This is a genomic window from Photobacterium kasasachensis (assembly GCF_050336885.1).
Taxonomy (GTDB): domain Bacteria; phylum Pseudomonadota; class Gammaproteobacteria; order Enterobacterales; family Vibrionaceae; genus Photobacterium; species Photobacterium kasasachensis.
On record NZ_JAKJSH010000011.1, the window covers coordinates 191,592 to 217,930 of the forward strand.

At 40.0% G+C, this 26,339-nt stretch carries 19 protein-coding genes; 12 read left to right on the top strand and 7 right to left on the bottom strand.

Annotated features, from left to right (window positions below):
* Positions 1 to 792 precede the first annotated feature (792 nt).
* The 8 genes from L4D19_RS16760 (at position 793) to L4D19_RS16795 (ending at position 13,646) form a co-directional block, all read left to right on the top strand.
* Positions 793 to 2,745 (top strand): hypothetical protein, encoded by a 1,953-nt coding sequence (locus L4D19_RS16760; RefSeq protein ID WP_428453397.1) that lies wholly within the window; start codon positions 793 to 795, stop codon positions 2,743 to 2,745.
* Complete coding sequence (locus L4D19_RS16765) at positions 2,735 to 3,922, top strand: hypothetical protein (RefSeq protein WP_428453398.1); 1,188 nt, start codon at positions 2,735 to 2,737, stop codon at positions 3,920 to 3,922. The genes L4D19_RS16760 and L4D19_RS16765 overlap by 11 nt, the downstream gene beginning before the upstream one ends.
* A gap of 3 nt (positions 3,923 to 3,925) precedes the next feature.
* On the top strand, positions 3,926 to 4,339 hold the full coding sequence (locus L4D19_RS16770; RefSeq protein WP_428453399.1) for a hypothetical protein: 414 nt from the start codon (positions 3,926 to 3,928) through the stop codon (positions 4,337 to 4,339).
* A gap of 3 nt (positions 4,340 to 4,342) precedes the next feature.
* Positions 4,343 to 5,983: a DEAD/DEAH box helicase gene (locus L4D19_RS16775; protein ID WP_428453400.1), complete on the top strand. Its 1,641-nt coding sequence runs from the start codon at positions 4,343 to 4,345 to the stop codon at positions 5,981 to 5,983.
* Between the two features lie 805 nt (positions 5,984 to 6,788).
* Entirely contained in the window at positions 6,789 to 9,098 is a 2,310-nt protein-coding gene (locus L4D19_RS16780; RefSeq protein ID WP_428453401.1) for a tellurite resistance TerB family protein, read from the top strand.
* A 2-nt stretch (positions 9,099 to 9,100) separates the two neighbouring features.
* On the top strand, positions 9,101 to 10,420 hold the full coding sequence (locus L4D19_RS16785; protein WP_428453402.1) for an ATP-binding protein: 1,320 nt from the start codon (positions 9,101 to 9,103) through the stop codon (positions 10,418 to 10,420).
* Entirely contained in the window at positions 10,417 to 12,618 is a 2,202-nt protein-coding gene (locus L4D19_RS16790; protein WP_428453403.1) for a DEAD/DEAH box helicase, read from the top strand. Before L4D19_RS16785 ends, L4D19_RS16790 begins: the two co-directional genes overlap by 4 nt.
* 182 nt (positions 12,619 to 12,800) lie before the next feature.
* A complete protein-coding gene (locus L4D19_RS16795) occupies positions 12,801 to 13,646 on the top strand; it encodes a hypothetical protein (protein ID WP_428453404.1) in 846 nt (281 codons plus the stop codon).
* A 452-nt stretch (positions 13,647 to 14,098) separates the two neighbouring features.
* On the opposite strand, the gene L4D19_RS16800 is transcribed toward L4D19_RS16795, so the two are convergent.
* The 7 genes from L4D19_RS16800 to L4D19_RS16830 form a co-directional block, all read right to left on the bottom strand.
* Complete coding sequence (locus tag L4D19_RS16800; protein ID WP_428453405.1) at positions 14,099 to 15,406, bottom strand: carbon-nitrogen hydrolase family protein; 1,308 nt, start codon at positions 15,404 to 15,406, stop codon at positions 14,099 to 14,101.
* Positions 15,407 to 15,481: 75 nt separating this feature from the next.
* A complete protein-coding gene (locus L4D19_RS16805) occupies positions 15,482 to 16,768 on the bottom strand; it encodes an RNA-directed DNA polymerase (protein WP_428453406.1) in 1,287 nt (428 codons plus the stop codon).
* A 555-nt stretch (positions 16,769 to 17,323) separates the two neighbouring features.
* Positions 17,324 to 17,761: a DEAD/DEAH box helicase gene (locus tag L4D19_RS16810; RefSeq protein ID WP_428453407.1), complete on the bottom strand. Its 438-nt coding sequence runs from the start codon at positions 17,759 to 17,761 to the stop codon at positions 17,324 to 17,326.
* An 82-nt stretch (positions 17,762 to 17,843) separates the two neighbouring features.
* Positions 17,844 to 18,317, bottom strand: a complete 474-nt coding sequence (locus L4D19_RS16815) for a DEAD/DEAH box helicase (RefSeq protein ID WP_428453408.1) — start codon at positions 18,315 to 18,317, stop codon at positions 17,844 to 17,846.
* Positions 18,299 to 19,675: a TOTE conflict system archaeo-eukaryotic primase domain-containing protein gene (locus L4D19_RS16820; RefSeq protein ID WP_428453409.1), complete on the bottom strand. Its 1,377-nt coding sequence runs from the start codon at positions 19,673 to 19,675 to the stop codon at positions 18,299 to 18,301. Before L4D19_RS16820 ends, L4D19_RS16815 begins: the two co-directional genes overlap by 19 nt.
* Positions 19,676 to 19,711: 36 nt before the next feature.
* A complete protein-coding gene (locus tag L4D19_RS16825) occupies positions 19,712 to 20,095 on the bottom strand; it encodes a DUF7695 domain-containing protein (protein WP_428453410.1) in 384 nt (127 codons plus the stop codon).
* Positions 20,096 to 20,184: 89 nt separating this feature from the next.
* The gene (locus tag L4D19_RS16830; protein ID WP_428453411.1) at positions 20,185 to 20,430 is read right to left on the bottom strand and encodes a hypothetical protein; all 246 of its coding nucleotides are present in this window, start codon (positions 20,428 to 20,430) and stop codon (positions 20,185 to 20,187) included.
* Positions 20,431 to 20,900: 470 nt separating this feature from the next.
* Between L4D19_RS16830 and L4D19_RS16835 the strand changes: the two genes are divergently transcribed.
* From L4D19_RS16835 to L4D19_RS16850, 4 genes are all read left to right on the top strand, one after another.
* Entirely contained in the window at positions 20,901 to 21,323 is a 423-nt protein-coding gene (locus L4D19_RS16835) for a hypothetical protein (protein ID WP_428453412.1), read from the top strand.
* 117 nt (positions 21,324 to 21,440) lie between these two features.
* Positions 21,441 to 21,707 carry a hypothetical protein gene (locus tag L4D19_RS16840; protein WP_428453413.1) on the top strand — a complete coding sequence of 89 codons (267 nt, stop codon included), beginning with the start codon at positions 21,441 to 21,443 and terminating at the stop codon, positions 21,705 to 21,707.
* A 597-nt stretch (positions 21,708 to 22,304) separates the two neighbouring features.
* Positions 22,305 to 24,032 carry a DEAD/DEAH box helicase gene (locus tag L4D19_RS16845; protein WP_428453414.1) on the top strand — a complete coding sequence of 576 codons (1,728 nt, stop codon included), beginning with the start codon at positions 22,305 to 22,307 and terminating at the stop codon, positions 24,030 to 24,032.
* A 2-nt stretch (positions 24,033 to 24,034) separates the two neighbouring features.
* Positions 24,035 to 25,975, top strand: a complete 1,941-nt coding sequence (locus L4D19_RS16850; protein ID WP_428453415.1) for a UvrD-helicase domain-containing protein — start codon at positions 24,035 to 24,037, stop codon at positions 25,973 to 25,975.
* Positions 25,976 to 26,339 lie beyond the last annotated feature (364 nt).

Sequence of the window (26,339 nt, forward strand, 5' to 3'; positions counted from 1 at the left end):
AATAAGAATCCATGAGTTATTGCTTTTGGTATGAATTTTGCTTTTCAAATAGTAGACAGTTAAAGCGGCGAAAAATCACATGGTCGTGCCTGAACAGGCAATTTACCAACAAATCACACAAGTGAGATGCAGATCACAATATGGTTGTGTGGAGGTTACTAATTGCACAGCAAAAAGCATTGGTGGGACAATTTGAGGCGCTACTGTTGTTTGTGTTAATGCCACTGTATGTACTACTAGTTTTATAAAGCGTAGGAAGAGTATTTCTGAACTATAAGTCTCTTTTAGCTACGGTGATGAGTGTCGGTACAATGATGAATTATAGTTGCTTATATCTTTCATTGGTTAGTAGTGCTGTATCACTTCTTTTTCTCATCTCTTAACCTCAAGCTTTCATTACTTTCTATATCTAGTTTCTTGACTTTGTTTATTCAGGTTCTTTTTTTCCATGAATATTAGGCTCTTAAGAGATTTAGTATTTGGTAAGGCTTGTAACTTTAAAATGCCCAAAATATGCGCAAACAGTAGTTTCTGACGTCTTAACAGCTATTTGTGTGTGATTTTTTGGACGAACATCAAACTTTGGATTAAATCACTAGGTATTATATTGAGCATATTTGCCATGAAAAACTTATCAATGGCCGTTTTTTACAATGAACCTAAGGGTTTAGATATTGTTAACCATCATTTGACTGTCGTTTTGTCTTGTCTCTGTTGCTCTATGTCATTTTACGGCTAAAAGTTGGTTACGAGATACAAAATTACGCGACGTAAATTGTAGGGATATATTGGATGAAAAAAAGCACTCAGAAGACACAAGACAGTGCTGTAAATACGGCGTTTGCGGCGTTCACTGAATTACAACAGAAACAGTTGTCCGCAGCTCTTAATGAGTATGGTGCGTTGCTCAAAGAGTCAATTACAAGGAATGATGGGCAAATCAGTAACCAAACACTTGCGGTAAAGCAAGGTTTTGTCGCAGAAGCGGCACACACTGGCTCATTCAATATTGAAGCGGCGGCGCGGGGTGAAAGTAATATTCGCGCTCACATGGTTCCTGGAAATGATCCCGTCACTGATATACGTATAACTTCTCCTTCCGGCCCTGATGCTGATTTTCAGTTAAAGTTTTATCAAGATGGTGAGGCCAGTGCTAAAAGTATTACCAAGATGCGCTATACCGATGGTGATGTCGGTAAGGTGATACCCAGTGAGCAAATGGATGAAGCTATGGTGACATCTCATCAAGAAGCTCTTAGAAACCAGCATACTCGCCCTGAGGTAAGTAAAGATTATCAGCATACCAACGAAAACTTGACTGATAGTATTTCACACCCAGATCGTCCGGATATAAAGAGTCAGACTTTAAATCGAAAAGGTAAAGGTGGTTCAGAGGATTTAACTAAGCAGGTTGATAACGGCGAATTGCCCGAATATAGCCGCAGCCAGGAAGCGCAACATGAGTTGCAAATGAACCAGTATGGGGATGCCTTAAAGTATGGTGCGTTGGCGGGTTTACTGACTTCTAGTGCGACACAACTGTATGGTGCGCTGACATCTAATGAGCCGTTGACTGAAGAAGATTACATCAAGATTGCCGAAGAAGTGATTAAAGGGACGGTAAGCAGTGCGGGTAAAGCATTGCTTACTACCGGGATTCAGCATGTCGGTAAGGAAATGGTGAAAAAAGGCAGCCATGAAGCCGTGAAATCGATCGGCAAACAGTTGGGTAAGGGCAATGTAGCTGCGAACGTGGCGATTTTAAGTATTAGCTTAGGAAAAGATCTACACCGAATGTCTCAAGGGGAGATTGATGGGGTTGAGCTGGCCGAAAGCACTCTAAATACCAGTATAAGCTTGGCTGCGTCGGCGGGGGGGTATGCAGCAGGAGTCGGAGCAGCTGGCTTACTCGCTCCTCACATGACAGCCTTGTTGGGGCCAGCCACGGCTAACTTCGCTGTTATGGGAACTACACTGGGGGCGTTGGGCCCTATTGCGCTGGGGGTGGTGGGTGGGATCGCTGCCTCTGTGGTTGTCACTAAATACTGCGAGCATTTCTCTTCGAAGGGTACAAAGATTGCGATTTCGGACATCGAGTCATCCATGGCGCTGCTCAGTAGCGGGAAGATAGACCTAGCTACGTACACCGGTCAGATCGGAACGATGTCTGAGCTCTCGTTTAGCTGGGGCGATATGCTTCCTTTGTCAGGAACATTTAGCGTATTTGGTGAGTACAAAACACGAAAACAACAACTGATGTCGATTCAGAATCAGATTCAAACTCGTCGAGCAAACTTGCCGGAACGAGAGGCAGAGCTTCTCTACGCCATGCAGGCGAACTATATGCAACAATTGAAAGTCATTGAAGCGCAGTTTGAAGAGAAAAAAACGGCACTCTTCGAACAGACTGATGTCATGTTTGGTGAGCTTGAGAATGAATTGGACAGTCATCTTAACCAGCACTACCGTATGCGCCTCTGTAAAAATGAAGCCAGGTTACGTCTTATTAAACAGCAGGACAAAAAAACCCAGGCAGTATTGGAGAGGCAAGAGAAAACGCAAGTCTATACCGACGAAATTCGCCGGTTACGCGAAGAGATCACCTCTCAAACGGAAGTGCCTATCGAGTTGGTGCGGTATATGCGCATCGTACTCGATAACCGAATGAACGAGGTACTTCCAAAAGTCACGCCTGCCGATTTGGCTGTTAGCTATTTTAATGGAGAACTATCTGATGCTGTTTAAAGCAATCGCGCATTACTTTAGTAAGAAAAGATTGGACAGGCACCAGCGTGAAACTAACGCGGAATTGGCGCGTTATGAAGTAGAGAAAGAGCAAAGTGACTTTCGGATTCAGGAACACCAGATGGTGCTGAAAGAGAGTTTGGAAGCGACTGCAACGGCCAAAAATGCTGAACTCGAGGCACTGGTGGATACACTGAACGCATATTGTAGCTCTGCAACTGAGATGCAGCCAATGATGATGGCGCTCAATGGGCATATTGTCGATGCGTTGGATCTTTGGTGGCAACGAGAACCCCTTCGTCGTTTGACGCGTTACCATAATGAGCGTATTCATTTGATTGCAAAGGAGAAGAGTTTCTATATTGAAGCTATGTCAGCTTATGATGCGATGTGCGAAACCGAGGAACGTAAAGCATGGAGGCATATTACGGAGAGTGTTCCATTAGCTATTGATAATGTTCATGTTCACGCTGCCCAGAAGCACGTCGACCGCTGGGAAGAAGACAGAGAGCACGAATTGGTCGCCCAAAAGAAGCGGATCAAATCTGCCATCAGCGCAGCGTCGCGTAAACTATCGACGATCCGTGAAGAAAAAGATGCAACCAAAGAGGCAGAGAAAGCATTATCGCTTCAACTGAAGCAAGAGCGTGAAGTGGTTCGGCGCCTCTATCGCGAACTGAAAGCCCATTGGTTTAGCATTAACGATGAAATTAATAACCACTTCCCTTTATCTTTTTCTGAGCTGATGGATAAGAAAAGAGAGCTGTTTGCCTTGAAAGATGACCTTTACGAAGATCTCAATGAGAACAAGGAGCAGCTTGCTATCTATAAATCCCGCATCGCCTATGCACACGAGCATGACGATTACAGTACCTTCGAGACCGACAAGCGTAACAGACAGGTTTATTTTAATCTGAATGCAGAAACTTTCGAAGAGTTGAATGATGTCAAAGAGGAGATTGGAGAAACCCTCGAGCAGATAGGTACCATTTTCAAGCTAAGGGAGTTGTTGAACAAATTGCACCCTGATCAGCAGGTCGAGAAGATCTTTGCTTTGTTGATGGAAACAGAAGAGAAAAATGGCGAGCAGCTCTACTGGGATGCTCTTGGGATCAAAACTAAGAAGGTGCAAAAAATGCAGCCGCCTAGACAAAAAATAGCGCATGTGGAGGCGTAACCTATGGATCCAGTAGCATCATCTCTCAGTCAAATTTCTCTAAGCTTTCGTTGGAAAAAGAAATTGGGCCGCCCGGAATCTATCGCTATCCTGTATGCAGTAAAATATAAGCACCAAGACTGCCAGGCTTTACTGCGAGCTCTACCTCAGTTTTGTGTATCCCGTTTAGAAGCGGCTCTGACGGACTTATTGGCCAGTAAGCTTATTGATATCCAGCTAGGTAAACTGGTGCTCAGCGACGATGCTGTTCGCCTTGATCAGCTAACGCAATCTCCTCCGCTGGTAATTCCTGCGACAAACGACACACTCAGTATTGAAGAATGCCGGGTCATCCTGAGTACATTGGGTATAACCAATACCGCTGTGGCTCTTAATGCCGTTTATATTAATGCCACGCCATTAGTAGAGGAGCTCTAATCGATGGAAATGACTACACCGACACCCGAGAACCAACCTCAGCATGGCTTTGTCTCACACCTTGACGACTGGATTGCTTATTTATGTCTTTTGCTTGATCGTTGTGACGATAAGATTACAAATTCACGGGGGCAACAAGAGAAAGAAAACCTCCGCCGTGAGAAAGTGAAATATGAAAGGCAACTGCGTTGGACACTGGGCTTTCGCAAAGGCAGTAATGCCTCAAACCGCCACAACTTGATCATCTCAGCTATCTACGCGGACAGTTACAACGAGCCCCAGCCCGTGACGGTAAATGAATACACGCCGATTTTAGACTGCTATCAACGCGGCGATCATGCTTTTAAGCAAATTGAGAATGCATTGAACGCCCCACAACTTTTTATGCTTCAGGGCCCTCCAGGAACAGGCAAGACGACAGCGATTGTTGAGATAGTTTTACAGGCATTGAAAGCCGACCCTGATGCGCGCATTTTGATTGCTTCCGAGACCCATGTTGCGGTAGATAATGCCATCGATAGACTTAGTGCGGTGATGGAAGACGATAAAATCCCAACGGTTTTACGCTATCCCAATTTTTCCAAGGGGTATCATTTCGAGAACCCTGCCATAAGCATGGCCAACTACGAAGATAAAGCTAATAAAGCTTGGACAGATGCTTATCTTCAGTCACCAGAACTGACACAAGTCTTGTGGGATAGGTTGGCGACTTCTAATGGTAAAATCCCGAAATGGCTGGGTAAAAATTTGGCTGATAAGCATCAAATCATTGGTGTGACTTGCAATCAGATGGAGCACATTGTTGATACGGAGTCTGACTTGTTTGATTTAGCTATTATTGATGAATGCTCCAAGGCAACGTTACCTGAGTGGCTAATGCCACTTTCTATTGCCAAGAAAGCGGTTTTGGTTGGCGATCATAAGCAACTACCACCGACGTTTTGCGCGACAGAGGCGGAAGCGTTATCAGAAATGAGTGATCATCAGGAGAAGTTGATCAGAGATGGTGTGATTGACAAGCTCTTTGAGCAAGCTCCGGAATGGATGATAGGGACACTGTTAACACAGTACCGTATGCAGCCAAATATCGGTGAGTTGATTTCAGAGGCTTTCTATAATGGAAATCTGTCTCATGGACGAGTGCAAACAGAAAATGCCCAAGAAAATTTTGGCTGGTTGACTTATAGCACGAAGGATAGATGTCCTAGTGAATATGGTGCAGAGTTGGCTAATTCTCATGAGGTAGCAGTCATTGATGAGGCCCTGCAGAAATTAGCCGGCAATGTAAGTAGTAAAGAGCCTATATCAGTCGCTGTTATTACTCCTTATAGAGCGCAGTGCAGACTTCTTAGAAGAACACTCATGCACCATAACGAGCAGGGCCTGAATTTAGAAATTGACACTGTTGATGCTTTTCAGGGGCGTCAGGCGGATGCTGTATTCTTCAGTTTTGTCAGAAATACCGGTTCAGCTAAATTTTACGGGGATCCACGACGTTTAAATGTAGCACTATCACGAGCAAAAAATCATCTGTATCTAGTGGGTTGTACTAAGTACATTAAACAGCAGCGTCGTCACGAAGTGTTGACGAAACTGGCTCGTTTGCCGGTACTTACGTGTTACGAAAAGCAAAAAGCGAGCTAACTTCACTGGCAGTAAGCAATAGTGTTTGCACGTTTGTTTGCTGCCATACATTTTTTAAAACCAAAGCATCTAACCTCTAAAGCTGTTCAATTATTGGTGAAGTCTGGATTGTTCATAAGTGAATGAAGCAAGACTGAAGTCATATACAGTGGTTTACACAGTAGTTTCTCGCACGTGTCTTTTCTGTGTCAGTTCCAGTCTCATTTGGGATTCTGTATAGCAAAATGGAATTCTGATTTTCTTCTTATCACCATGTTTTTAATAATTTTATTACTTAATAATCATTTTGATGAAAATCAGCTTGTCTAGTTTAGGTAGTGAAAATCTGGAAAGTGATAGTCTAGGAACTTGAGTTACATCACGCCTGCTGAGTGAGCTGTATACAGTGAATGGTCAGTATTACGTGAGGATTTGCCACTACTATTGGTTAGATCGTAATCAATTTAGATTCCGCTACGCACATAACGGGTTAAGAGCGTGATTTTCCTTCCTGTATAGCCTTACATCCCTCATAGATTTCGATGTAGTTAACCTTCGCGGTACTGACTAGGATGTGACGATATAGCGCCACCCGGAACTTTTATTGGGTGTAATCATCCGCCGTGAAATCCTAATAGAGCTTAAATCTAGCTTTTTGCGGGGGCGCTCTTTCTCGGAAGTTACTTTACAGACGAATTTAGGGTGTTTATCTGAAATCAATCCGTATACGGGGTATAAGTGTGCTATCGATGTAACATCTAAATGTTTCATATGTGGCCAAACTACCTTAATATCATCAAGGGCTTACTACGCTTCGGAATACATCATGGAATTTTTGCTGTTTTTAGGTGGCTGTTACATTATTTATGTTTTGTTTTTCAAACAACAAAAGAACTCGAAACCCATGTCAAATCATCCACAAAAAGTGAAAGATGAGTGGGGTAATTTTAAGGTTGAAGCTTCATCTCAGAGAAGCAGGTCTCAAAATGAACAAAGTACTAACGAAGAGCTAGATGATGATCTTGCAACATTTACTATCTCCTATGGCTATGAAGAGGAGGTAAGCAAAAATAAAACATTAGGTCGTTGGATAAGCCCTGGTGAATCGGTAGTTGTTCATGGTCGAAAAATTACTAGTGGTAACTTCTATTTTGGGGGACAGCTGAGCTCATTAGATGGATATGGTACTGAAGCCTCTCTCATTGACGACTCGTTACAAGTATCAAGTATATCAACATTGGACTCACATACACTTGAGGATGACTCCTTAGGGTACTGGCCTAAATATATATCACTATCAGCTAGGTGTCGCGGTGTCTACCTTGATTGGCTTGCGAGTGATAGAAGTAAGCCAGACATGCCGATTGGCTATATATTCATGTATTTTTACGGGCTAGAAAGACGTGTAGTTGTTGATGCTGCTCAGGGAAATGTTGAAGATTTTGAATACATTTCTTTATTTGATGAGCTGCAGCGACTGAGAGTAATATATTCACATAACCGTTCTTTCTTTAATTATTCAACTCGTCTCCTTGAACTGATGTGCCTGACTAAGACTGATATTGTATCGCTTCAAGAAAATGATTTTTCACCAGGCAGTGATTCCCTCTTATTCAAGCATAATTTGGCTACAATCGTTCATGACGAAGAACCAATCCCCGCAGAAATGGCATTAGCTTGGGTTAAGTTCTATCCAGAATATAATCTCAGAACCCCGGCTAGACGCTGTGATGTCGAGTTCGCGAAGCTATTTAAGTCGAAATACACGGAAAAATTTGGAGAAGGTTTAGTCGTCAAACCTAATAAGACTAGGTTGAAGCTTGAATACTGGCCAGCCAGTAGTTCAATCCGGGGTGTAAAGATTGAGCAGCAGGACTTGCCTGATCCAAGTGTATTGAAGGCTCCAGTGAAAAAGCTTATTACGATAGCAGACAGCTGTACAAGTGAGCTTGATGCATATAGTCGGTATCTTGGTAAGAAGGGTACTTCGAAAAACGACGTTGCAGCAGTGATGTTGTTACCTGATGAATTGGCCAATGCGGAATCATCATCTGTTATTGGAGGATTTAAAGATTGGGCTGACAAGAGTATTTCTGCTAACAAAGGGTTAGTAACAGTTGCCGACTTTTGGGTACATACTGGAACTCCTCTCCCTGCTAAAATCAACAAGAAAGAAACTGAGCTTATTCAATGTCTTGCTCAGAAAGCAGGTTTCGGAATTGCTCCTGACTCACGATATCATAATGCAAAACTTACCTTAGACGGAAAGGTAGTGTTGTTTATTGGAGGCCATGGTGACTTTTTTGAACCATCAAAAGCATTCAATGAAGTGGGTATGGCACTGCGACTTGGATCTATGGTTGCGAATATTGACTCCGATGTTGATGAATCAGAATTAAATGTGCTTCATCAGTTAATAGCTCACAATAGTAAGCTTTCACCAACTGAAAAGAGTTCATTAAATGCTTATCTAACTTGGCGATTAAATACTCCTGCCAATATGACAGGCTTAAAAGCCCGGTTGGAAAAGCTTGGTGATAAGGAGAAAGCTGCGGTCAGTCATATCCTCATAGGTGTTTCCTTAGCCGATGGAAAAATTGATCCAACAGAAATCAAACAGCTTGAGAAACTTTATACAGCACTCGGTTTTGATAAATCTCTAGTAACAAGTGATATCCATAGGTTCTCTTCTAGCAAAACTAGCACTCAAGTCTCTCCAATATCAACCTCTTCGGTCAAGTCCATAGTGCAGGTTCAAGATAAGCCTAGCTTTGAATTGGATGAGGATATCTTGGCTCTACATGAATCGGAGACAAATGATGTTCAAAGTATGCTAGGAGCCATCTTTGTTGATGAAGAGCCTGAACCGCAGAATGAGAAACAAGTGAAATCATCATCGGGACAAAGCGCTGGTGGATTAGAAGCTTCGCACCATGAGCTTTATCAGAGTCTTATCTCGAAAGAAAAATGGGCACGCAAAGAAGTTGCTGAACTCTGTCAGAAGCTTGATTTGATGATAGATGGTGCAATTGAAACTATTAACGATTGGTCTTTTGACATGGTAGATGCCCCGGTTCTGGATGATGACGATGACATCTATGTCGACTTAGAAGTAGTTGAAGAATTGGAAGGTTAAGCATGGCAGAAAAACGTATTCGTCTCAAAGAACGAGACGCGATTATTCAATCTTTAAAATCTGGTGTTACTCCTAAGATAGGTATCCAGCATATTCAGGTTGGTCGATCAAATGAGCTTAAAGCGTTGTATCAGGATATAGAACGGATCACTGAAGGTGGTTCCGCATTTCGTCTCATAATTGGAGAATACGGCTCAGGTAAAACATTCTTCTTAAGTGTTATTCGTTCCATTGCATTAGAAAAGAAGTTGGTAACTGTAAACGCTGATCTTGCACCTGATAGACGTATTCACGCATCATCAGGTCAAGCACGTAATCTGTATTCAGAGCTTATGCGCAATTTGGCAACTCGGAATAAGCCTGACGGTAATGCTCTCACCAGTGTTGTTGAGCGGTTTGTGACTGAGGCTAGAAAAGAAGCAGAGGCAAAAGAAGCCAATGTGTCTTCTGTAATCCACGAAAAATTGGCTTCGCTCTCAGAACTTGTTGGCGGTTACGATTTTGCAAAAGTTATTGAGGCTTATTGGATTGGACATGAGCAAGATAATGAAACCTTGAGATCAAATGCTATTCGTTGGTTACGTGCAGAATATTCAACAAAAACTGACGCGAAGAAAGATTTGGGGGTTCGTACAATAATTTCAGACTCATCATTTTATGATGCTTTGAAATTGATGAGTTTATTTGTTCGACAGGCTGGTTACGAAGGCCTTTTGGTTAACCTTGATGAAATGGTAAATCTGTATAAGTTAAACAGCACTCAGGCTCGTACTTCGAACTATGAACAGATTCTTAGAATTTTGAATGATTGCCTGCAAGGTACAACAGAGCACCTTGGCTTTTTGTTGGGGGGAACACCCGAGTTTTTACTTGACCCGAGAAAAGGGTTATATAGTTATGAAGCCTTGCAGTCACGATTAGCAGAAAATAGATTTGCCCAAAGAGCAGGTGTTATTGATTATTCATCGCCAGCATTGCATCTAGCTAGCCTTACACCAGAGGAGCTTTACATTTTGTTGAAGAATCTTCGTCATGTATTTGCAAGCGGAGATACGTCGAAGTATTTAGTTCCCGATGAGGCATTGAAATCATTTCTACATCACTGTAGCAAAAATATTGGTGATGCGTACTTTCGCACGCCAAGGAATACCATTAAGGCGTTTTTGGATGTGCTCGCAGTATTAGAACAAAATCCTTCAGTAGAATGGTCACAACTGGTTGAAGCATCAATTGTTGAAGTGGAGCGTCCTAGTGATGTTGAACTTGATGTTATTGGGGAGCAAAACTGTGATTATGAGGGGTTAGTAGACTTCAAGTTATGATGGATGAATATCAACTTCTCGACACCCGAGTTCAACGGTGGGTGTTTAAGCAAGGTTGGCCTGACTTAAGAGAAATCCAAAAGCGAGCCATTAAGCCGATTTTATCTGGTGATCGAGATGTGTTGATTAGTGCATCTACTGCTGCGGGTAAGACAGAGGCATTCTTTCTTCCCGCCTGTAGTGCAATTGCTAATATAGAGGAAGGTTTTGGCATTCTCTATATAAGCCCTCTTAAAGCCCTTATTAATGATCAGTACCGTCGATTAGAAAGTCTCTGTGAAGTGCTAGATATGCCGGTTACACCTTGGCACGGTGATAGTGCACAGTCGAAAAAGAAAAAGGCCAAGAAAGCCCCCTCTGGTATTTTGCTTATAACACCTGAATCATTGGAATCGTTGCTTGTAAGAGACGCAGGCTGGGTGCAACAAGCTTTTGGCTTTCTTAAATACATTGTTATTGATGAGTTTCATGTATTTATTGGTTCAGATCGTGGTCAGCATTTGCTTTCGTTATTGAATAGGTTAGAGCATTTGCTGAACAGGTACTCAGATCCGATTCCACGAGTCGCATTAAGTGCAACACTCGGTGAATTAGATAAAGTTCCTTTATCGTTGAGACCGAATCAGAGCATGCCATGTGAAACCATAACTAGTAGCAAAAGCCAAGCAACACTTAAAATCCAGGTTCGTGGTTATATAGAGCCCTTGGACTTACAACCCGACGATTTACGAGATTCGGCTGAAGATCAGATTTGCGAGGAGTTATATAGATTATGTCGCGGTGGTTCACATTTGGTATTTGCAAATAGTCGCAAACGAACTGAAAGCCTTGCCGTTCAGCTGAGTGATTTATGCGAGCAAAATATCGTCCCCAACGAGTTCTTTCCGCATCACGGCTCGCTGTCTAAAGAGCTTCGAGAAGAGCTGGAAGCTAGGTTGCAGAAGGAAATGCTGCCAACGACCGCTGTGTGTACCATGACGCTTGAATTAGGTATCGATATAGGTAAAGTTAATTCGGTTGTTCAGGTCACTGCTCCACATTCTGTATCTAGTCTTCGGCAACGAATGGGGCGTTCCGGTAGAAGAAATTCTCCGGCAATTCTTCGCATGCTTATCTCTGAAGATGAACTTACTAAAAGCTCTAGTATTATCGATAAACTTCGAATGGAGTTGGTTCAATCGCTGGCCATGATTCGATTGCTGATTGCCAGTAAATGGTTTGAACCTGCTGATACAAGCCAAATGCACTTTTCGACGTTATTGCACCAAGTGCTAGCCGTAACCGCCCAGTGGGGAGGGATACGAGCAGATCAGCTTTATACATTACTCTGTACGAATGGCCCTTTCCAAAAGACAACGATCCAACAATTTAAGCTGTTGCTATCCCATATGGGCTCTTGTGATCTATTGACTCAGCTATCGAGTGGTGAACTTGTGCTTGGTATTCAGGGAGAGCGATTAGTAAACCAATATACTTTTTACGCAGTGTTCAAAACACCAGAAGAGTTTCGTGTCGTGGCTGGCAATAAAACCCTAGGTACATTACCAATAGACTCGGTCGTCATCCAGGGACAGCATATTATTTTTGGTGGTCGCCGCTGGAAAGTGCTCGATGTAGATAGCGATAAGAAAGTAATTCATGTGGAAGCTACTAAAGGCGGCAAGCCTCCGTCTTTCGGTGGAGAAGGGATGTCTATTCATGATGTTGTTCGTCAAGAGATGTTCCAAATATATTGCGAAGGTGATTACCGCATACAAGTTGGTCATGGAAAGGTAGATTACATAGACACAGCTGCTAAGAGCCTTTTTGAGGAAGGTGTATGCTTCTTTAAGGACAGTAAGCTAGAGTCAAAATCAATTATTCAACAGGGACAATACGTTTATATTTTTACCTGGATGGGCGATAAGGTTGTCAATACGATATCGGCAATCCTCTTGCAAAATGGTTTCAAAGCAGGAGCATTTGCTGGTGTCATTGAGGTAGAGAAGGCTTCCATTGATGATGTAGTCCAATGCCTCAAAAGTACGGTTAAAACTGGATTACCAACAGAAGCAAATTTGGCTAAAATGGTTGATGAAAAGCATATTGAAAAATATGACGATTACTTACCTGATGAACTACTTTGTGAAGGTTATGGAGCGCGCGCTTTTGATTGTGAAAAAGCTGTGGTTTGCATTATTAATACTCTAGGATGTTAATAATCATGTTCATAAAGATTGTTTGCCCAATATAGTTAGATTATAGCTTCCACGTTTTATTTATATTAAAATAGAGAAGTGGATTGTAGACTGTTAAAGATAAACAATGGCAGTTAACAGTTGCCATTTAATATTCAGATTTATATTGGGCTCACCTTAACAATCAGGGGGTAAATTGTATTATGAGTGATATCTTCAAGTTTGTTATGTTGCTGGTTGTTATATTGTTAAATGTTATATTTGCAAGAGATATTGTTACAAGCGGTGAAAGTAATACTTGGGCTGATATATCTGGTCTTGCAACGGCTAATATTGCACTTTTAACGGCCCTTATTGTATGGTTTGGTTATAAGCAGTTAACTGAGATCAAAAAAGACAATAACCGTAGCTTGTCTCAATCAGCATATGGTAAATATTTACAGATGGCACTAGAGTATCCACAACTTGCTTTCCCTCAGCCGGAAACTTTGAAAAATAATGACTTATTATATTCTCAATATCGATGGTTTGTAGCCAATATGCTCTTTTCATTTGAAGAGACACTAATTTCTAATGTTAATGCGAAAGATTGGAAGAAATCAATAGCGAAACAAATAGAAATTCATAAATGGCATATTAAGAATAGTAATTACCTTAATGTGGGTTGGGATGATTCTCTTGTGGAAATAATTGACTCAGTAGTCAAAAATAGTTATGTAAAAAAGCATAAACATAAAGTGTATGAATGCCATGACCAGTGTTATCATATATATGAAGAGTATTTAAATTTAATAATGAGCCACCCGGAATATTATATTATTCGTGAATCTTTTGATGACAGTTTTACATCAAAAATTGAATATCATATTTTTGTTAAAAAAGCACTTTTTTTACTTGGTCGAATCGATACAATGTCTGATGGGTGTAAAGATTGGAGTAGAGTAATCAAGGAGGAGTTAAATCATTTTCATCATATATTTAAGGATGGAATTGATTATAAAAATCGCTCTCTTATTTTAGGGGAGCATCAACATTTAATTGAAAGCTAATTAAGTTTTTAAGGTGTTTTTTGTTGCATTCATAATCATGTATGTATGAGTGCATCATTTAATTACAGTGGATAAAAGTCATGGTTGATTTTATAATTAAATCGACAAATGATAAAATAATTACATTTGCCGATTGTTCAATAAGTTTGTTATAAATTCACTTTCTAACGAGTAAGTACTTTGTGATTATCAAATCCTGGCGGTAAATGTTTAAAAGGATACATACTTTTAGATTTGAAATGGAAATCTCGAAGAGCTTGAATATCAATATCCTGTACTAGTATAGTTGAGTTTTTTCCACCTTTAACATATAACATCTGCTTTGTTTCAGTCTTCGTTGGTCTAAGAATGCAAGAGCCACCGTATTGAGATGTGTTAGATTGAATAACATAACAGTGAACATCTCGAACAACTGATTCCATAATGTGTTGATAATAATTGGTATCTTTATTTCAAACACATGCAATTAGCATGTCTATTTCTGACTTAAAAATGCTTCTATGCCTAATGTCAGAAAGCTCAAAGCAATTATATGTGGCAAAAGTTACATTATTCCAACTGACTTTATGATAGTTGTCTTTTTTAATTAAGTTTGACGCAGGTTTTAATCTTACTGACTCGAGCATTTCTAATTCACCTGGTGCATAATGGTTTTTTAAACGAGCCGTAACAACCGTTGAATTATATTTACCAGCAGCTTTAAATGGAAGTGCTTCAATTAATAAATTATAAGCATGGTCATCTACCACCCAATGCTCCAATCCAAAAACAATAGCAATTTGATTTCTCCTTGAAAAGGAAACCATAAATGGTAACCAACTTACAGGAACTGACACCTCAGGCATAACAAGTAATTCTGTTTTGTTTCTTTTGGCCTCATTAAGAATCTGATAAATTCTAGTTTGTCTTTCAAAAGATACGTTTGGTCTTTTATCTTTTCGAACTGAGTATTCAATGTCATTACTATTAACTCTAAAATTAGCCAATGCGACTCGTAAGGATTTTTTGGGAGTATTGTTATCGCCTACAATAAGAGATTTTGTACTAGTTTCATGAGAACAAGTCTGCTCTTTATCATTATTAATTTGTATCTGAATATCGTCCCAATTATACTGAGACTTATATTTGTCAAGGGATTGCTCGATCCAGTTTGGAAAGGTGTCATTAACATTACTTTCACTTGCTGAAATCGCACCATGTAGTTCAAATAATTGCCATTCATCAAAGTGGATAAAGCGAGGAGATAGTTCTAGCTTTAAATTATCTAACTGAATCATTTTTGAATTAAGGAATGATTTTTCATCAGTAAGATTACCTTCATAGTTAGTAAAGTTAGCTAATGGCCAAGCGACAAGTTGGTGCCTGATTAGATTCGAACATCTAAATGCTTTTGCCTGATGCCAAAGTTCAAAAGTGACAAGTTCAGAGAATAAGCTATTGTTTTTTTCGCTTTGAAAGAACTCATTTTCTATTGCTTTTTTCTTGTCTGAGAGATCAAGTAATCCTAAACATAGACTAAAAGATAGTTGGTTATACTTAAGTAAATCTGACTTTATTTTATTTGTTAATAATTTTATTTCTTTCGTTTCTTCAGACTTTTTTAGATTTTTATGAAAAGCAATTTTATCCAACTCACTATTAATATACTTAAAAAAGTACTTTATAAATTCAGTTTTTTGAACAACTAAGGCATATTGATATACTTTTTCCCATAGCCGACTAAAATCTAGGACATTTGCTCCTCTAAAAAATATTTTCAACTGTGGTAGAGCTGTTTTCTCATGATTAACTTTACATAAGCGATGCGCCGTAATATGTGAGGAGAGATATTTTGCCTATTCGGTTGAGTTTTCAGCTAATCCAACAATACTTCGTAATTTATTAGCAGAGCCATCATATAACACATCGTACGCAAATTTGTCTAAATCACCATCTATGTGTTCTTCAGGTAAAAACTTAAAAGCACTACTTTGTTCATCCAGTTCTTGCTTAAAAACTTCAAGACCAGCTCTACTATGATTCTTATCAAAGTATTGCAGAATTAGTTTTTCTGGCTGTATAGGAAGGAAGTTATCAGCGACAGGAATAATATACTCACCACTTTTACTATCTTTTTGTATTAAGTCAGAGAAATAATTGCTAATTAATATCTCGATCGGATGTTCTGTATCGACTTTAGGTCTTTTCATGACAAGTAAAATATCGTCAACATATCGACCATAGTATGCTGGTCGAACAGTTTGAGATACCGCAGAGTCAAATTCTGCCAAATACCAGTTTGCTAGAATTGATGAGGACGCAAATCCTATTGGAATACCAGATTTGTTAATGCATTCTTGATGAGATGATTTTAGTCGTGGTTTTATTGTATCTAAATATTTTTCAAATGTTGCTTCAAGTATTGCATTAAGCTTAAGAGCAAAAGTTTGAATATCACCAAATAATTTTAGTATGATTAAGTCGTTTATTTTATTGAAATCTATTTCTATATGATAAAAGTATGATTTCAAATCAAGAGATAGGAGTGCAATGTCTTCATTTTGATCAGCTAAGTAAGATGCTTTTTTAATTGCATTATCTCTCCAGTCATTATATTGGTCGATATATCTTTTGAAGATCTCAACAGAATTTTTGGGTGATGATTTATCAGTGTTATCGCTAAACTTATAAGCAAAATCATGCAGTCGGTTACCATAACAATCTTTAGTTAGATCTTCCTCAAGTATTGGGCCAACAACCAAAGACCAGAGTGTTTCTAGAATATGGATATGAATTGGGGCATCAATAAAATAGTTTACTTTTTGTATTTCATAATTGTTAGATGATCTTACATTTGATAAGAATAAGCCATTTTGTTTATTATGTTCGTTTTGAATCTTGTCTTCTGGTCTAATTACTGATTTTGGAAGTACATGATAAGATATGTGATTTAGCCAATCTTTGAAGGTATCAGTTTCAAGAATGTTATCTTCACTTAAAACACTTTCAATCAAAACTAAGCCGTCATCGAAATCATTCAGTTCAAACTGAGCAATTCGTTCTTTTAAGAAGAGATTGAGATTGTCATGGTATGCGTAACTCTTTAAGTAGAGATATGCTTGTTTGATTGATAATTTTTCCATGATTATGTGTCTCATTATTATATTGATAATTTTTGGGGCTGTGTATAACTTTCACGTTGAATGTTTTTCATGTGAATCATAGCGCTATTTTTACAATTAACACGTTTATCATTCTCAAAGTATTGTTATTATTTCCTTTGTTTGACTTCATTGTCTTGTGCGATTTCAAGCAGCAACTAACATAAACTCAAACTTATTACGAAAAATACCTATTACGTTAATTAGCTGATTTGTCTTAGTAAAACACCACTTTCAGCTGCATTTCGTATTTTGTCGGACATTTTAGCTTTTTGTGCACAGAAAAGCATGCAAATTTCGATGTGTAAATTTGTTACAGTTCACACAAAAAGTGTGGCTGCAAAAACATGCCGTAAGGTTTGAGTAAAAAAAGGTAGTCAACGCACCAAAAGTGATAGTTTAGCGCTGTATGGTATTGAACATTTCTTGAGCATTCAGCGAAACAATCAGGTACATGCCCATTGTGTTGGCAAGGTATGGGGGAAGAACGAGACGGACTGTCCTCTGGTTTGTTTGGGATATGTTGTATTGCTGGAGTTAAGCTAAGCTTGGCCTGACAATCTGATATCCCATGGTTTTGTAACTTTTGGCTCTTTTATCAAACATTCTTTGTAGCATTGGTAACTTGATATCCACGTAATCATAGATAACAGTGTCGTGTTTACCATCGGATTGCCGATGAATACGGCCTGCATATTGTGCAAGTGATCCTCGCCAGGAAATTGGCATTGTGAGAAATAATGTATCGAGGCGAGGAAGGTCGAAGCCTTCACCTATGTATTTACCTGTTGCGACGATTACTTGAGCATCTTGTAATTTATTATTTGCGTCTTCTCGCTCTTTGGCTTTCATCGCTCCTCGAAGCACTACGGCGCTTAACTTTTGGGCCTCTAATAGTTTTAAGAGTAATTTGGCATGCTCCCTTCTTTCTGTCAGAAGTCGTGGGTGGCGACCAGATTTAATTGCTGCAGTCACATCATTTATGATCTGTTGGTTTCTCTCATGATTCTCCATAATCCAGTGATAGACGGAAGCGATGTGTGGTCGTTTTTCTATATCACTGAGTTCTGACGGTGGTTGGTTGTGTACATGTTTGGACGGTTTGAGTAAAGGAATTGCTATGGCTTGAAATGACCTTATGCCTTACTGGGCCAGCTAGCATAAACATGATCTTTTGATGTCCATCTTGCCGGTCTGGTGTTGCTGTTAGTCCATGTACATATTTAGCATTTACTTCATTGATAACCATCTCATACCTTGGCGCCGAAATGTGGTGGCATTCATCAATGATCACTTGGCCATATTGGTGGGTTAGTTCTGATATGGAATTATCACGTTTATTAATAAGACTTTGATAGGTAGCAATATCGATCTGGCCTGTTGGCTTTTTCTTACCTCCACCATATACACCGACATCAATACCTGATGTAAATGAGAGGATTCGATCTTTCCACTGATCTACCAGTTGCCGACTGTGGGTTAAAATGAGCGTATTTACTTTTCGTTTGGCGATTAAACCAATTGCTGCCACCGTTTTTCCGAAAGCCGTTGGTGCGTGCAAAATGCCAGTGTCATGGATGACATGATATCGACGGCAGCTTGCTGTTCTCCTCTAAGTGACCCTAAGAAATGTATGTGCTCTAATGGTTTTCCGACGGTTCTTTTTTCATTGAAGATGACCTTGATCTTCTGGCCAGCTAGTAGCGATAGAACTTCATCTAAACATCCCCTGGGAAGAGACAAATAGCCTTTTTCAATATGAGCACAACAGATATAGCGAGGGATACCATGTGTAGAAAATCGCATTGCTTGAGTTTTAAAGAATGTTGGATTAGAAAAGCTCGCGATTCGTTTTAGGTTGGCGATTACCGGGGAAGGTAATGGTTCAGTAGGTATATAAACATGATTTGCCAATGTCACTTCTATGGCGTCAGGGCAGTTAGGAATCAAGCTATGGGCGATAGGTTTACTTGTGTCCCATGGTTCAGTTAGTTCAAATGCCTCCTTAGTGGTTATTTGATATGACTCAACTAGTTTGAGTACTTGTTGTTGTGAAAAGCGCCTGATTCTGATCTTTGACAAGAAGTCCCACTGATCGGGATAGGGGGTTAAATTGTCATCCACAAACACGCTGAAACCATGGTTTCTTGATTTTAGCTGTAGGGGGAGTGCTATCAGGTTACCAAATCCTCCTTCTGGCATCACATCTTGGTCTGGAAATAATCGGTCGTAAGAATCAAAAGAAAGCGATGGTTGAATTTCCATTGCTTTATTGAGTACCAAAAAGCCAAGTTGGCGGATCGTTTTTGCCGATATTGGTTCAGAGAAAAATACCCACAAATGAGCGCCATTTCCTGAACGGGAAATCTCGATGGCATGGGGAATATCAAAAGCTAAACATGCTTTAGATGTTGCTTTAATGGACTCTTGCCAATCGGATTTGTCAAAATCGATAGCGAGTAGATGAGAACGACTGTCCTGACAAAGAGGGTAGAGCCCTACAACTATTTTGCCAGAGAGATGATCGTAAATTGTTTGATTAGTGATGGGCTTGAATTGCTGATTTGGACATTCTCCACACTTTACCTTGGGTTTTGCACATACTCCGTTCTTCCATTCGTTATCACACGCTAATGAGTAACCATTACGACCTGTTCCGTTTTCCCATCTTGTTGCATAGATATCAGATCTTCCTTTAAACAGGTCTGCGAAAAGTGCGATCTTTTGGTCTGGAGACATTGAATACGGGGCTGGTGGCAGGTTTTGCTGTTTTAACAACTCTTGTTTACGAGCTAATAGCTTCTGCTTTTCAGCATCAAGTTGCCGCAGACGAATGTCGATCGCCTCAAGTTCTGCTGTTAAATGGTCTCGATTAGTAATATCAGGCAATTGAGGCACCTCAAGCTATTAACTCAGTTACCATGTTTAATCGATTTTCTTGCGAAATGCCAATTCAGCTTTGAAAATTTCAACTCTCCAACTAGGTAAGTGGGATTGTGTTTGAATAATGGCCTCAATGTGAGCTGTATCGAGTTCCTTTAAAGGCTTGAACTCAACAGGTTGATTACCATCTTTGCCTCTTGTTCCCCAAAAGAAACCTTGCCGAATTTCATTGTGAGGTGCATCAGTGTAGATAGATCGCTCTTCAAATGGGTCGGTATTAACGTTTCGTCGTAGATAATCAGTTCCTCCATCGACCATGTAGGTTTCTCCGTTTGCATCAATGTGAGTGACATAGTCGTGTCGATGCCTGCTAGTCAAAATTGTGCCGTCTGGTGTTTTAATCCGGTTTAGAACGATATGTTTCATGTGAGAGCCTCGCTTAATTATGGCTAACATATTAATTTTATGAGCAAGTGTGGATCCGGACGATCTAGAGCTATCGTAGACGAGCGTTGTTAGCAGTCTTCCCGGACACAAGTATTCCTGCTCATTCCCTTTGGCCTGGACTCCTCATCACCAAATGTAAGATTGAGGTGGTTAGGTTTTGAAAAGTTGCCGACGGTGCAGATGCCCCAGGCCCAGCACTCGCTGTAGTCTTTATCTTGATCTTTCATCATTTCGAGTTCAGCTTCCATCAGTTCATGGAGGGCTTCAATGTATCGTGGAGTCAGTTTGATTTTCAGCTTGTGATATCTAGCCATTTCTGTGCAACCTCAGAATTCACTCTATACTGTGTTTATACACAGTATAGGTTCATAGATTGAAGAATCGCAATTGGAGGTAGTCAGTATGGCCTTTACGTCAGTCAGAGCCAGCTCGTAGCGAATTGGTATGATTTTCGATTGTTAGCCCTGGTAATAGTCTTTTCCAAGCAGGGGGAAACTCGGAGGTGTGTATATTCCTTACCCAGGCAGTTGGACTTATTTGATCTTCAAATTTCACTTCAATTATGTGTACACCAGATCTGCTGTGGTGGGTTTCAGCCTTCTCGAGTCCAGGTTTCGTATTCATTTGTTGATGACGATGATGCACGAGAAACGATTTATGACTTTTGGATAAAGCTTTTGAAGCAGGTGAAATGCCTGGAAGGCTTAAAGAAGGTGGAGATATAAAAAGAGTACCAACTGAGTGCTCATTCTATTACTTATAAAGCATTGGTGAGGGGCGTATTATGATTAAACCTGACGGGCGTGTGTACACACCAGATGGATGGACGATCTTCCATATTAACAACAATGGTGCTCATACCTATAAAGTGTTGGGTACATGGAGTGGCGGGTATCTCGATGGCGATTTGTGGCGCCTTTCATCTGGCGCTGAAGACTTTAACCTGATATATGATGCAACAATCGGCTTGTTTGTATCAGAGCAGTTGAGCGGTTCTACCTACCATCTCAGTAGAGCAGGGTATCAGCGTCACAATGCTTACGGAACAGTTATTCTCCAAAGGACAATCAATTCTATCGATATGGCGCCTCCTGGTGTAGAAATTTCTCTGCTGAAATTGAGAACGAGCGAGGATGGATTGGTTACCAATCCTGTTGAGATCTTAGATGAGCTAGGTTGCTATGAACGCTATTACACTAGAACCTGAGTCGAGGATTCATAAGCCTGATGCCTGGATTATTATACGGCTCACTCAAAAGGGGAGGCATCATATCGGCTTTTTGTATCGTGGCGCGGAAATGATGGTTTTCAAGACCGGTGTCGTATGTCATCGGGAGCTGACAATCTGGACGAAATGATTAAAAGAGATGATGGCTGTTTCGTATGGCCACAGGCATCAGGTTCAACATATGTACTTTTGCCTTATGCTCAAGGTTTTGTTGGCTTAAACGGTGACCGGATTCTTCATTGTGTCCTTTGTAACCCACGGCTTCATTTTTCATCAGGCACTGTGGTTGAGCAATTAAATGCACTTAAAGACTCAAATGGTTTAGTTCTCTATCCGATGGTATTTGTAAATGATGTGTATTAGAACTAAGAACTCCTACAAAAAGTAGAGCAAGTCAAAAATAAAAAAATAAATTGATCACCGAAGCGGATAAGTTAAATCTACTTATACCTCAAGCAACTATGTAGCTTAATGCAGTTCGCATGCATGACCAGCATGTTACCACTGTGATGAAGAATACATGCCGCTTATCGAAAAAGAACTGCAACGATATAAATCTCACCGATCTTTCTTTAACGATTTGTTTGGTGGTGCGATGATTCCAAACCAGAGGTAAGCCTTCAATCGATTAAACCAGCTCAAAAGCGAAATTTCATCCAAGTTGGGTATCAACTGATGTTCCTGAGAGAGTATTTTCCCTTCTTTCGGAAAGTACAAAAGTTATAACGTTTGCATGCCATATCTAAATAAAATCCCCTATTAATGTCCCGATAATATTCATACCTGAGGATTTCTATCAACTCATATGATCGTCATATCACTTTTTGTTCTTTGCACTGCGATATAACTAACAGTTTTATAAGGTATTTTTTGATGTAATACCTCTCCAAAAAAAAGATGTAACATGTTTGTATTGATGAGTATGAGCGGTTTTACCCCCGATTTGTGTTGGTGAGCTATATGGAATTATGTCCGGTGCTGAAAGAGTTAAAAGCTTTTGTGTATGCAGAGCATGAGGCGGGAGTGGAGAAGCTCTTAGAAATTTGGGAAAAACCCTTAAGTGAAAAACTCACAAAAGGTGAAACTCAAAAAATAAAGAGCGTGAAGAGCTTTGGAAAGCATTATTTAGAAGTTGTTTTGGGAGACAATGAATCTCGTTTTCGAGAAGGGGACATGGTCTGCTTACACCTTGGTGAAGCTCATCGAGAGCGAGTTATCCAGCAGGCATCGATTGAGTGTGAAAATGATGGAGAGTGGTTACTCAAAGTTGAAGTTGACCAAGAAATATTCTCTCACTTGCAATACGGTTGTTATGCTGATCCTGATGGTATGGATCTTAAACCATTCTATGATAAAGCTTTAGATGACGTGGCAACATCAAAAGTAGGACGGGATATCCTGTTGCCCATGCTTGCTGGACAGTTAAATACTGAATTTATCTATGAAGATGATTTTGATGATGCTGCTAACTATGCTGAACTACGTGGTTTGAATGAAGAGCAAAGTGAAGCGGTAGGCATTGGTGTAGCATCAAAATATCTAGCATGCATACAAGGCCCTCCCGGAACCGGAAAAACGAAAGTAATTAGTATTATAGCCAAGTTGCTTGTCGAGTCAGGTCAAAGAGTATTAATGACGTCCCATACACATATGGCGATAAACAATGCTCTAAATAAAATTGCAGAAGAGGGTGTTCCTGTTGCTAAAGTTTGTGCTGCTGGAGGCAAAAAATCACTGAGTGACAAGGTGTTGCATTACGAATATGCGTCAAAATGGGAAGACATTCCTGACACTGGTTATGTTATCGGCGCCACTCCTTTTGCGACTTGTAGTGAACGACTTGAAAGCTTTACGTTTGATACCATTATCTTTGATGAAGCCAGTCAAATTACTGTGCCATTGGCGCTAATGGCTATGAGGAAAGGAAGCCGGTTTGTTTTTGTCGGTGATCATAAACAACTTCCTCCAGTAATACTCTCCCAATCAGTTCTAGAAGACAGCTCTGCGTTTTCCAAAATGATTACTGGTAATGATGACGTGTCTGTTTTATTAAGTAAAACCTACCGCATGTCACCAGCTTTAACTAAGTGGCCGAGTCAGTGCTATTACAACGGTGAGCTTGAATCGAAAAGAGCATCTGACCAATCATTTTTTTCGTTGCCGAGTAAGCCAGAAAAGTACTTAGATATTCTTTCTAGTGATCATGCATCAATCTTTATTAAAACACCGAGAGTAAATGCACGAAGTGTAAATATCGAAGAAGCAAAACTGATTACTAATATTATTCAGACAGCTGTTGAGTCCGGCTTGAGTGCTGACGAAATTGGAGTGGTAACACCATTTAGAAGTCATGCGAAAGCACTTAGAACATGTATGTCTGACAAGATGGGATTATTTTCATCACAGCTTATAGTGACTGATACGGTTGAGAGAATGCAGGGACAAGAAAGAGAAATGATAGTTGTCTCTCTATGCTCATCTGACCCTCAATACATTACTGCTATTGCGGAGTTTTTCTTTCAGCCGGAAAGACTGAACGTTGCTATTACTCGTCCTCAGACAAAGCTAATTATTGTGGGCCCGGATATCCCCGATACACTCTTATCTGGCATTGATGATCCAATGGTTCGAAAAAGTATGTCTGATTATCAGTCACTCGTTCGTCATTGTTATGAGGTGGAAGTATAGCTATGGCATATGTTGATTCAATCACGGGGCTAGATAGGAAGAAAAGACGTCACTTCAAAAAGGTTTTCTCACAATTACCCGACAGTTTTCTTGTTCGAGCACCTGTTCTTGATGATCTCAAAGTGGCACCTTGTATTATTGAGGGGCCATGTAATAGCTGGTTATTTATAGGTGCACACCTTTCAATTCCGACGGTACAAGATATTCCAGTAGTTATAAAATTTAATCAAAAAATGTTGGAGCTAGGGCTGCCGACAATCAAGTATCTAGCTGTAGTAGAGGAGCTGGGTTGCGATGCCAGCGATTTACCAAGTTATATTAAGCTCGTGGACGAAAAAATATTTTACACTGAAGGTAAGTATTTAATACAAGATAACTTAGCCGAGTTATCAGCGACAATTTTCGCGAGAGTGAAGAAAAAACTATTTCCGGAGTCTGTAGTGCCAGCCCAATGTAGTACTCGTAGGCAAGATGAAATAGTAGATAATTCTGCCCGTTTATTACCTTTTTTTCTTGATTATGATCAAGAGCTCGCAACACGTTTAGACTTACTTGAATCGATAGATCAAACAGAAGAGAAGCAGGAAGAACTTTCAGTTCGACTGATTAATGGTGTTGCTGGTAGTGGTAAAACACTAATTTTGATTAATCGTGCCATTATATATTGTCGAAAATATCCTAATAAAAAAGTGTTATTAGTAATACACAACCGTCCTGTTGTTGAAGACATTAAACTCAGATTCAAATTGTGGTTAGGCGGGGTGCCAGTAAATCTAGAAATTAACACTTTTCACTCTTTTGCGTGGTGGCAGTACAAAAAGTCCTTTAGATATGTCTCAGGTTTATTTAATGAAGCAAAAATAGAAGCAGCTAAGAAGTTAATTCTTAATGCGAATAATGAAGGATACGAAAGTCTCAATCTTAAAGATGAGCAAATTTGGTCAGAGTTAGAGTATATCAGCGACTATATGATCAAAGACAAAGATGAATATTTGAGTTATGACCGCCAAGGTCGAGGTTTTGCACTACAAAAATCTCAGCGTGAAAGCATTTGGCAGCTTTATGACGTTATGGTAGCTAAACTATCTGACCCGCAAGGCTATCTACCCAGCTTGTATATCAAGGACGCAGCTCTATCTTCAAAACCCTTACCTTCCTATGATCATATAATGATTGATGAAGCTCAGTTTTTTGCTCCATCTTGGCTCGAGGTAATTAAGCGATCCTTAACACCGGGTGGTGGAATTTTTATGTGTGCAGACCCAAATCAAGGCTTCCTCAAAAGCCGTTTGAGTTGGAAGAGCGTGGGGCTAAATGTTCGTGGTAGAACAAAAAGATTAACACATTCATATAGAACGACTTATGAAATTTTAATAGCAGCGAATGCGTTACTCGAAGGATTAGAAGCAAATACAGAAGACTATGTAACACCTGACTACGATAAAATGGAACGTGGGAATAAGCCTCAAGTTGTGTTTTCCCGTAGCCTTCAGGATGAGCTTCATCGCTTTCTCAATGAATTAGAGGGCTTAGTGAAATCCCATACCATTCCATTGGATCAAATTATGGTTCTTTGTAGTCGACAATACAATCCTTGGCAGCTCAAAAAAGACATTGAAAAGCGAGTGGGTGCGGGGAGTGTAGTTAACTACAACGATAAAAAGGATCTAGATTCAAGCAAAGGTAGCAAAATTAAGCTATTAAATATTAATAGCTGCACGGGGATGGAAAGTAGTACAACTTTTGTTTTAGGGGCTGGGTATATCATCAACCAAACATTAAATATTGAACATACTGAATCAGAACGTGAAGAGGCACGCCAAGAAGCAATGAGAAAACTCTATGTAGCGATGACTCGCGCAGGACAAAAATTGGTAGTGTTTAGTACCGAAACGTTTCCTGATACCGTTATCCCGTATGTGGAAGTGTCTGGAAGTACTTAAATGTATCGGCTCTCTAATTGATCTGCTCTGACTCACTTTTGCCCCAAAATGTATTGAGCTTTGGTTCGAAATTGGCCGTGCGCGATTTATGAACTGGACAGTAGGTGGGGGCATTCTTTATGCCCCTTATCAATTTAAAATTATTACAGTTAACAAATATTCCATTCATCATTTGACCAAATTTTCCTAATGCATCAATATGTAGTCGATTGAGTATCAATTTTGACGTTAAAAAGTGTCGAGAGAATAAGGTTCTTACCAAACATCAAAAAAGAAAGACTTCTCGGCAACTCTGTAATAAAACAGAAGCTGTCAATTTTGGTGTTAATCATTCAACATTCAAAAAGGCACTCGTCAGTGATTC

Bases quoted from the DNA above. Each gene is read 5' to 3' on its own strand.
- L4D19_RS16760 (WP_428453397.1), top strand. From the start codon at position 793: ATGAAAAAAAGCACTCAGAAGACACAAGACAGTGCTGTAAATACGGCG.
- L4D19_RS16765 (WP_428453398.1), top strand. From the start codon at position 2,735: ATGCTGTTTAAAGCAATCGCGCATTACTTTAGTAAGAAAAGATTGGAC.
- L4D19_RS16770 (WP_428453399.1), top strand. From the start codon at position 3,926: ATGGATCCAGTAGCATCATCTCTCAGTCAAATTTCTCTAAGCTTTCGT.
- L4D19_RS16775 (WP_428453400.1), top strand. From the start codon at position 4,343: ATGGAAATGACTACACCGACACCCGAGAACCAACCTCAGCATGGCTTT.
- L4D19_RS16780 (WP_428453401.1), top strand. From the start codon at position 6,789: ATGGAATTTTTGCTGTTTTTAGGTGGCTGTTACATTATTTATGTTTTG.
- L4D19_RS16785 (WP_428453402.1), top strand. From the start codon at position 9,101: ATGGCAGAAAAACGTATTCGTCTCAAAGAACGAGACGCGATTATTCAA.
- L4D19_RS16790 (WP_428453403.1), top strand. From the start codon at position 10,417: ATGATGGATGAATATCAACTTCTCGACACCCGAGTTCAACGGTGGGTG.
- L4D19_RS16795 (WP_428453404.1), top strand. From the start codon at position 12,801: ATGAGTGATATCTTCAAGTTTGTTATGTTGCTGGTTGTTATATTGTTA.
- L4D19_RS16805 (WP_428453406.1), bottom strand. From the start codon at position 16,768: ATGGAAAAATTATCAATCAAACAAGCATATCTCTACTTAAAGAGTTAC.
- L4D19_RS16825 (WP_428453410.1), bottom strand. From the start codon at position 20,095: ATGAAACATATCGTTCTAAACCGGATTAAAACACCAGACGGCACAATT.
- L4D19_RS16830 (WP_428453411.1), bottom strand. From the start codon at position 20,430: ATGGCTAGATATCACAAGCTGAAAATCAAACTGACTCCACGATACATT.
- L4D19_RS16835 (WP_428453412.1), top strand. From the start codon at position 20,901: ATGATTAAACCTGACGGGCGTGTGTACACACCAGATGGATGGACGATC.
- L4D19_RS16840 (WP_428453413.1), top strand. From the start codon at position 21,441: ATGTCATCGGGAGCTGACAATCTGGACGAAATGATTAAAAGAGATGAT.
- L4D19_RS16845 (WP_428453414.1), top strand. From the start codon at position 22,305: ATGGAATTATGTCCGGTGCTGAAAGAGTTAAAAGCTTTTGTGTATGCA.
- L4D19_RS16850 (WP_428453415.1), top strand. From the start codon at position 24,035: ATGGCATATGTTGATTCAATCACGGGGCTAGATAGGAAGAAAAGACGT.